Origin of the sequence: Agromyces sp. NPDC058110, assembly GCF_042884735.1 — a bacterium.
In the GTDB taxonomy this organism is placed as follows: Bacteria; Actinomycetota; Actinomycetes; order Actinomycetales; family Microbacteriaceae; genus Agromyces.
In genome coordinates this window covers 153883-161341 of record NZ_JBHVTI010000001.1, presented here as the reverse complement: position 1 = coordinate 161341, position 7459 = coordinate 153883, and the positions used below count along the sequence as shown (strand labels likewise).

The window sequence follows — 7459 nt, the reverse complement described above, 5'->3', positions numbered from 1 at the left end:
GGTGGGGGGGGGGGCGGGGGGGGGGGCGGGGGGGCCGGCGACGGCGGGGGGGGGGGGGGGGGGCGGGGGGGGGGCGGGGGGGCCCGGGCGCGCCCCCCGCGCCCGCTCAGTCGCCGACGACGATGCGCGTCGCCTCGGCGACCACCTCGTTGTTGCGGGTCGCGTTCGGATCGTCGGTGCGGGTGAGGATCACCAGGGTCAGCGGCCGCCGCCCCGCACGCCACAGCACGCCCGCGTCGTTGACGACGCCGTAGGAGCCGCCGCCGGTCTTGTCGGCGAGTTCGTACGGCGGTTGCAGCCCGGCCCGCATGCGCGCACCCGAGGTGGTGTTGCGCAGCATCCACTCGCGGAGCCTGGCCCCCGCCAGTACGCCGGCCGCGTCGTCGAGCAGCAGCGCCTCGTAGAGGCGGGCGATGTCGTCGGGCGTCGTGGTGTCGCGCGGGTCGCCGGGCACCGCGGCGTTGAGGTCGGGCTCCCAGCGGTCGAGGCGTGTGCGGTCGGCGCCGAGCGACGCCGCGAACGCCGTGATCGCGCCGGGGCCGCCGAGTTCGCGCAGCAGCAGGTTGCCCGCCGTGTTGTCGCTGAACCGCAGGGCGGCGTCGGCGAGGAACCCCGGCGTCGCCTGCTGCGGATCGAGATCGTCGAGCACGATCGAGTCGGTGACGACGTCGGCGTCGGTGAACGGGATCGGCGTGCTCCAGTAGGTCTCGTCGTAGCCGCGGGCCTGCACGAGCGCCGCGACCGCCAGCGTCTTGAACAGCGAGCACATGGGGAAGACCGAGTCGGCCCGGTAGCGGAACGCCCGTCGGTCACCGTGCTCCCGTGCGACGACCCCGATGGTGACGGATGTCGCGCGCTCGAGCGCGGCGAGCTCGCGCGCCATCCGGGCCGACCCGCCGCCCGAGAACGCGTCCGCCGCCCCAGTCGGCACAGCGAGGGCGGGCGCCGCCGAGAACGCCGCGAGTGCGGCTCCAGCGGTCGTCGCGCCTCCGAGCGCGAGCAGCGAACGACGGGAGATCGAAGTGGATTCAGGTGTTGGAATCATGCATCGCAGTCTTGCGACGCATGACGGATGCAGGCAAAGCACGAAACGCCCCTATTCATGCCAGAATCGCATCCATGCCCCGCAACTTCGACCTGCTGTCGGCCTGCGAGGCCTTCGTTTCCGTGGCCGAGCGCGAGAGCTTCACAGCCGGCGCGATGGGCACCGGAGTGACGCAATCCGTCGCCAGCCGCCGCATCGCCGCCCTCGAGAGCCACCTCGGCGCACGTCTGTTCGAGCGCTCGTCGCGCCGAGTCGCGCTCACCGCATTCGGTCGCAGCGTGCTGCCGGGAGCGACGCGCCTCGTCGTCGCCGCCCAGGAGTTCACCGACGACGCCGACCATGCGCGCGCCCTGCCGGTCACGGTCGCGGTCCCGCGTCATCTCTCCCCCGCCGCCGCCGCTCGGGTGTGCGCGGCCGCGGCCGACCAGGCGCTCACGGTCGAGCTGCTCGAGGGCGCCCCGCGCGAGCGCGCCGAGTGGATGAGCTCGGGCCGCGCGCAGCTCGCGCTCCAGCACGTCGAGCCCGACCGGGCCGACTGGCTGACGCCGCTCGGCGTCGGGTTCGCGCGCGGCGCCGACAGCGGTGACGAGCCGTTCTACCTCGCCGAGCTCCGACCCAGACGCGGCACGCCCGAGCGGCGCCTGCTCTGGCTGCAGCCCGAGGACGACGTGCCGAACGTGCGCGACCGCCTCGAGCGAGTGCGCAACGGCGCGGGGCTCGCCGCCGGGCACCTGCGCCTCGCGACCTCGCTGGTCACGGCGATCGCCAAGGCCATCGGCAACGGCGACCTCGTGCTCTGCACCAGGTCGGAGGCCGACGAGGCGGATCTCGCGTGGCATCCGCTCGGCGACCTGCACCTCATGCGCGGCTACACCCTCGTCTCCCGCGACGGCGACCTCGCCGCGCGGTTCCTCGACACGACCGGCCCGCTGCTGCCCGGCCTGCTCGGCACCGCCCCATCGGCGACCGCGGATTCGCATGCGTCCTGACCGACTCGTGCTGCGCGACGCGGCCGAGACCCTCGAAGACGCGGGGCTGAGCGCGTCGATCACGGTGCGCGATCTCGGCACCGGGCGCGAACTGGCCCTCGAACCGGATGCCGCATTCCCGCTCGCCTCGGTCGTGAAGCTGCCGCTCGCCCTCGCCGTGCTTCGCGCCGCCGCCGCCGGATCGCTCGCGCTCGACGACGCCGTCGACCTGGATCCGTCGACGCGGACGCCGGGGCCCACCGGACTCTGCAGGTTCGAGCATCCGACCCGCGTCGCCGTGGAGGACCTGCTCTCCCTCGCGATGAGCGTGAGCGATGACACCGCCGCAGACGCCCTCTTCGCCCGCTGCCCGCCCGCCGAGGTCACGGCGCTCATGCGCGAGCTCGGCCTCGCCGAGATCACGGTGCGCCACACGATCCAGGACCTGCACGAGACGCTCGCCGCGCGGCTCACGCACGACGAGATGCCGCAGGCGCTCGCCCTCGCCATCCGGGCCTCGACGGATGGCGGCGGTCACCTCGTGCCGCAGCTCGACGTGACGCACGCCAATGCGGGCAGCTCGCGCGCGTTCGTCGACCTGCTCGAGCGGATCTGGACCGATCCTCGGCTCGCCGCCGAGCGGGAGCCCCTCCGCCGCCTGCTCGGGTCGAACCTGATGCGGCACCGCCTCGCACCCGACCTCGAGTCCGACGATGCGGAGTGGTTCTCGAAGACCGGCACGTTCCTGCACCTCCGGCACGAGGTCGGCGTGCTCGAGCACGCCGACGGCGGGGTGTTCGCGATCGCGGTGCTCAGCCGGTCGACGATCCCGGCGCGACGCCAGCCGGGCGCCGAGCAGGCGCTCGGCCACGCCGCCCGCCTGCTGCACGACCAGGTGCGTGCGACCCGCACGCCGCGCTGAGAACGGACGCGGCCCGGTTCAGGCCGTCGACGGCGCGTCGACCGCACCGCCGAAGCGGCGGTTGCGCGACGCGTAGAGCTCGATCGCCTGCCACAGGTCGGTGCGCGAGAAGTCGGGCCAGAGCTGGTCGAGGAACACCATCTCGGCGTACGCCGACTGCCACAGCAGGAAGTTCGACGTGCGCTGCTCGCCCGACGAGCGCACGAACAGGTCGACGTCGGGCATCTCGGGCACGTAGAGCCGCTTGGCGATGAGCTTCTCGCTCACGGCCGACGGCCTGATGCGCCCCGAGGCCACGTCGTCGGCGATCGAGCGCACCGCGTCGGTGATCTCGTTGCGGCCGCCGTAGTTCACGCACATCGTGAGCGTGAGGGTGTCGTTGCCGGCGGTGAGCTTCTCTGCGTACTGCAGCTCGTTGATGACCGAGGCCCAGAGGCGCGGCTTGCGGCCGGCCCAGCGGATGCGCACGCCCCACTCGTTGAGCTGGTCGCGGCGACGGTGCAGCACGTCGCGGTTGTAGCCCATCAGGAAGCGCACCTCGTCGGGCGACCGCTTCCAGTTCTCGGTCGAGAACGCGTACACCGAGAGGTGCTTGACGCCGGCCTGGATCGCGCCGGCGACGACGTCGAGCAGCGCGACCTCGCCGGCCTTGTGGCCCTCGATGCGGGTCAGGCCCCTCCGGTTCGCCCAGCGCCCGTTGCCGTCCATGACGATGGCGACGTGGTTCGGCACGGCGCCCTTCGGGAACGCGGGCGGATACAGGCCCGTCCAGTCGAGCGGCCGGTACGCGACGGCGTCGCGGTGCGTGTAGGGCTTGGGCGTCACGGTGCGGTGGTCTCCCTCGAGACGTGCGGCAGCGAACGGAGTCCCCGTTCGAGGTGCCACTGGGTGTAGGCGGCGACGATGCCGCTGGCCTGGTTGCGGTCGCCGGCGGCCGAGGCGTCGACGAACGCCCAGTCGCCCGCGAGCAGGGCTCCGAGCAGCGCCACCGTCGATCGCGCGATGCGCGGGGTTCCGGGTGGGGCGCACTCCTCGTCGCACACGACGCCGCCGAGCTGCACGACGACCGCGGTGTGCTCGCCGGGGCGCCCGCAGCGCGAGCAGTCGTCGAAGCTCGGCGCCCAGCCCGCGAGGGCGAGGGCGCGCAGCAGGTACGAGTCGAGCGTGAGCGTCGCCCCGTGCTCGCCGCGCGCGAGCGAGCGCAGCGCCCCGACGAGCAGCAGGTACTGCTGCAGCGACCCCTCCGACTCGGTGAGCTTGTCGGCCGCCTCGACCATCGCGCTCGCGGCCGTGTAGGCGGCGTAGTCGGCGCTGATCTCGGCGCCGTACGAGCCGAGCGACTCGGCCTGGGTCACGACGTCGAGGGTGCGGCCCTCGTAGAGCTGCAGATCGGCCACCATGAACGGCTCGAGCCTGGCGCCGAACTTCGAGCCGGTGCGACGCACGCCCTTCGCGACCGCGCGGATCTTGCCGTGCCGTCTCGTGAGGAGCGTGAGGATGCGGTCGGCCTCACCCAGCTTGTGGGTGCGCAGCACGACGGCTTCATCTCGGTAGACGGGCACCCTTCATTCTCCCACCCGCCGCCGACGGCACGGCGCACCGCGCGGATGGCCCGTACGCGGCATCCGTCTGGTTCACTTGCCTCGTGGAAACCCAGTTCTTCATCCCCCTCTGGCTCGATCTCACCGCCGTCGGCCTCGGCGGCGTGCAGGGCGCCCTGTTCGCCTCCGGCTTCCAGGGGCAGCGCCGACTCGACCTGCTCGGCGTCGCCCTCGTGGGCATCGTGATGGGGTTCGGCGGCGGCATGATCCGCGACCTGCTGCTGAACGAGCCGCTGCGCGCGCTGCAGAGCAACTGGTACCTGGTCGTCGCGATCGCGGCCGCGCTCGTCGGCATGCTGCTGGCCGGACCGCTCACGAGGGTCAACGGCGTCATCGTCGGGCTCGATGCGATCGTGATCGGCATGTTCGGCGCGCTCGGCACCTCGAAGGCGCTCGCGCTCGGCCTGCCGTTCCTGCCCGCCGTGTTCGTCGGCGTGGCCGCCGCGGCCGGCGGCGGCGTGCTCCGCGACATGCTGATGGGCCTGCCGATCGCGATCATGCACGTCGGGTCGCTCTACGCGGTCGCCGCCGGAGCCGGATGCATCGTGCTCGCCGTGCTGCACCTGTTCGACGTGCAACTGTTCATCGCCGGCATCGTCTGCGTGGGCGTCACGGCCGTCATCCGCTGGCTCGCGGTGATCTTCGACGTGTCGCTCCCCGAGCAGCGCATGCTCTACCGCCGCAAGGTCGCCACCGAGACGGGCATGCTGCCGATCATCCGCAACTGACCGCGCCGCGCTCGCCTCGAGTGCGACGGTCGTGGCCTGAGAACGGCGGATGCCGCGTGCCGACGTGGGCACGCGGCATCCGCCGTTCGATCGGGTCGGTCAGGTCAGGCGCCGACGACCTCGAGCTCGACGACCTCGACGCGCGAGCGGATCGCGCGGTTGACGGCCGAGACGACGGCCTTGAGCGACGCCGTGGAGATGTCGGCGTCGATGCCCACGCCCCACAGCACCTGGCCCTCGACCTCGAGCTCGACGTAGGCCGCGGCCTGGGCGTCGCCGCTCGCGGTGAGCGCGTGCTCGACGTAGTCGCGGAGCTTCACGTCGACGCCCTCGGCGCCGAGCACCGACAGGAACGCCGAGATCGGGCCGTTGCCGCTCGCGTCGGCGTCGACGCGCTCGTCGCCGTCGCGCAGGCCCACCCGCACGTTGACCACGCCGTCGAGCGCGCTCTCGGTGCGCATCGACAGCAGTTCGAACCGGCCCCACTTGTCGTCGGCGCGGTCGGCGGCGGCCGGCAGGTACTCGTCGGTGAAGATGCGCCAGATCTCGTCGCTCGAGACCTCGCCGCCCTCTTCGTCGGTCTTGGCCTGCACGACGCCCGAGAACTCGATCTGCAGCTTGCGCGGCAGGTCGAGCGCGTGGTCGGTCTTCAGCAGGTAGGCGACGCCGCCCTTGCCCGACTGCGAGTTCACGCGGATCACGGCCTCGTAGCTGCGGCCCAGGTCGCGCGGGTCGACGGGCAGGTAGGGCACGGCCCACTCGAGCTCGTCGACCGTCACACCACGACGCTCGGCCTCGACGGCCATGGCCTCGAAGCCCTTCTTGATCGCGTCTTGGTGAGAGCCCGAGAACGCCGTGTAGACGAGGTCGCCGGCCCACGGGCTGCGCTCGTGCACGGGCAGCTGGTTGCAGTACTCCGCCGTGCGCTTGACCTCGTCGACGTCGCTGAAGTCGATCTGGGGGTCGATGCCCTGGGTGAACAGGTTGATGCCGAGGGCGACCAGGTCGACGTTGCCGGTGCGCTCGCCGTTGCCGAAGAGGCATCCCTCGATGCGGTCGGCGCCGGCCATGTAGCCGAGCTCGGCCGCGGCGATCGCGGTGCCTCGATCGTTGTGAGGGTGCAGCGAGAGGATCACGTTCTCGCGGTGGGCCAGGTGGCGGCTCATCCACTCGATCGAGTCGGCGTAGACGTTGGGCGTGGCCATCTCGACCGTCGCGGGCAGGTTGATGATGACCTTGCGCTCGGGCGTGGGCTCGAAGATCTCGATGACCTGGTTGCACACGTCGACGGCGAACTCGAGCTCGGTGCCCGTGTAGCTCTCGGGCGAGTACTCGTAGTACACCTCGGTGCCCGGAACGGTCGACTCCATCTCGCGGCACTTGCGCGCGCCGTGCAGGGCGATGTCGATGATGCCCTGCCGGTCGGTGCGGAACACGACGTCGCGCTGCAGGATGCTCGTGGAGTTGTAGAGGTGCACGATCGCCTGCTTCGCGCCCCGGATCGACTCGTACGTGCGCTCGATGAGGTGGTCGCGCGCCTGCGTCAGCACCTGGATGGTGACGTCGTCGGGGATCGCGCCCTCCTCGATGAGGCTGCGCACGAAGTCGAAGTCGGTCTGGCTCGCGCTCGGGAACCCGACCTCGATCTCCTTGTAGCCCATCTTCACGAGCAGGTCGAACATGATGCGCTTGCGCTCGGGGCTCATCGGGTCGATGAGGGCCTGGTTGCCGTCGCGCAGGTCGACGGCGCACCAGCGGGGTGCCGACTCGATGCGCTTCGAGGGCCACGTGCGGTCGGGCAGGTCGACGACGATCTGCTCGTGGAACGGGCGGTAGCGGTGCACGGGCATCGCCGAGGGCTTCTGGGTGTTCTTCATGGGGTGCTCTTCTCGCTTCTCGGGGTTTTCAGCCGACGACGAACTCCGCAGCGAGGGAGGCCTGGAAACTAGGACTCGCTGCGGCAGCTAAGAAGAAGCAGGCCGTAAGACACACACCAAGGCTAACACTGCTCGAGCGTCTCGCGCACGAACACGACCTGCGCGACCCGGCTGCGACCCGCACGAGCCGTATGACCGGGCGAGCGCGGCGATGGCACGGGCGACGCCACGGGGCGGCGATGCGGGCGGAGCCTCCCCCGAGGCATCCGCCCGCACCGTTCCCCCGTTCCGCGCCCCCGCGCGGAACGTCGGTACCCC

The 7459-nt window shown here is 71.8% G+C and carries 7 protein-coding genes; 3 read left to right on the top strand and 4 right to left on the bottom strand.

Annotation, left to right across the window (positions count from 1 at the left end):
* Window positions 1-106: 106 nt before the first annotated feature.
* Window positions 107-1045 (bottom strand): class A beta-lactamase, encoded by a 939-nt coding sequence (gene bla, locus ACFVS8_RS00785; protein ID WP_387056694.1) that lies wholly within the window; start codon window positions 1043-1045, stop codon window positions 107-109.
* Window positions 1046-1119: 74 nt separating this feature from the next.
* Here bla and ACFVS8_RS00780 point away from each other — a divergent pair, with 74 nt between their 5' ends.
* Complete coding sequence (locus tag ACFVS8_RS00780) at window positions 1120-2034, top strand: LysR family transcriptional regulator (protein ID WP_387056693.1); 915 nt, start codon at window positions 1120-1122, stop codon at window positions 2032-2034.
* Complete coding sequence (locus ACFVS8_RS00775; protein ID WP_387056692.1) at window positions 2024-2935, top strand: serine hydrolase; 912 nt, start codon at window positions 2024-2026, stop codon at window positions 2933-2935. The genes ACFVS8_RS00780 and ACFVS8_RS00775 overlap by 11 nt, the downstream gene beginning before the upstream one ends.
* A gap of 18 nt (window positions 2936-2953) precedes the next feature.
* Here ACFVS8_RS00775 and ACFVS8_RS00770 read toward each other — a convergent pair whose 3' ends face one another.
* Both ACFVS8_RS00770 and recO read right to left on the bottom strand, forming a co-directional pair.
* Window positions 2954-3760, bottom strand: a complete 807-nt coding sequence (locus ACFVS8_RS00770; protein ID WP_387056691.1) for an isoprenyl transferase — start codon at window positions 3758-3760, stop codon at window positions 2954-2956.
* Complete coding sequence (gene recO, locus ACFVS8_RS00765; RefSeq protein WP_387056690.1) at window positions 3757-4497, bottom strand: DNA repair protein RecO; 741 nt, start codon at window positions 4495-4497, stop codon at window positions 3757-3759. Before recO ends, ACFVS8_RS00770 begins: the two co-directional genes overlap by 4 nt.
* A gap of 83 nt (window positions 4498-4580) precedes the next feature.
* On the opposite strand from recO, the gene ACFVS8_RS00760 reads away from it, so the two are divergent.
* Window positions 4581-5264 (top strand): trimeric intracellular cation channel family protein, encoded by a 684-nt coding sequence (locus tag ACFVS8_RS00760; RefSeq protein ID WP_387056689.1) that lies wholly within the window; start codon window positions 4581-4583, stop codon window positions 5262-5264.
* A gap of 104 nt (window positions 5265-5368) precedes the next feature.
* Here ACFVS8_RS00760 and leuA read toward each other — a convergent pair whose 3' ends face one another.
* On the bottom strand, window positions 5369-7141 hold the full coding sequence (gene leuA, locus ACFVS8_RS00755) for a 2-isopropylmalate synthase (protein ID WP_387056688.1): 1773 nt from the start codon (window positions 7139-7141) through the stop codon (window positions 5369-5371).
* Window positions 7142-7459: the final 318 nt, after the last annotated feature.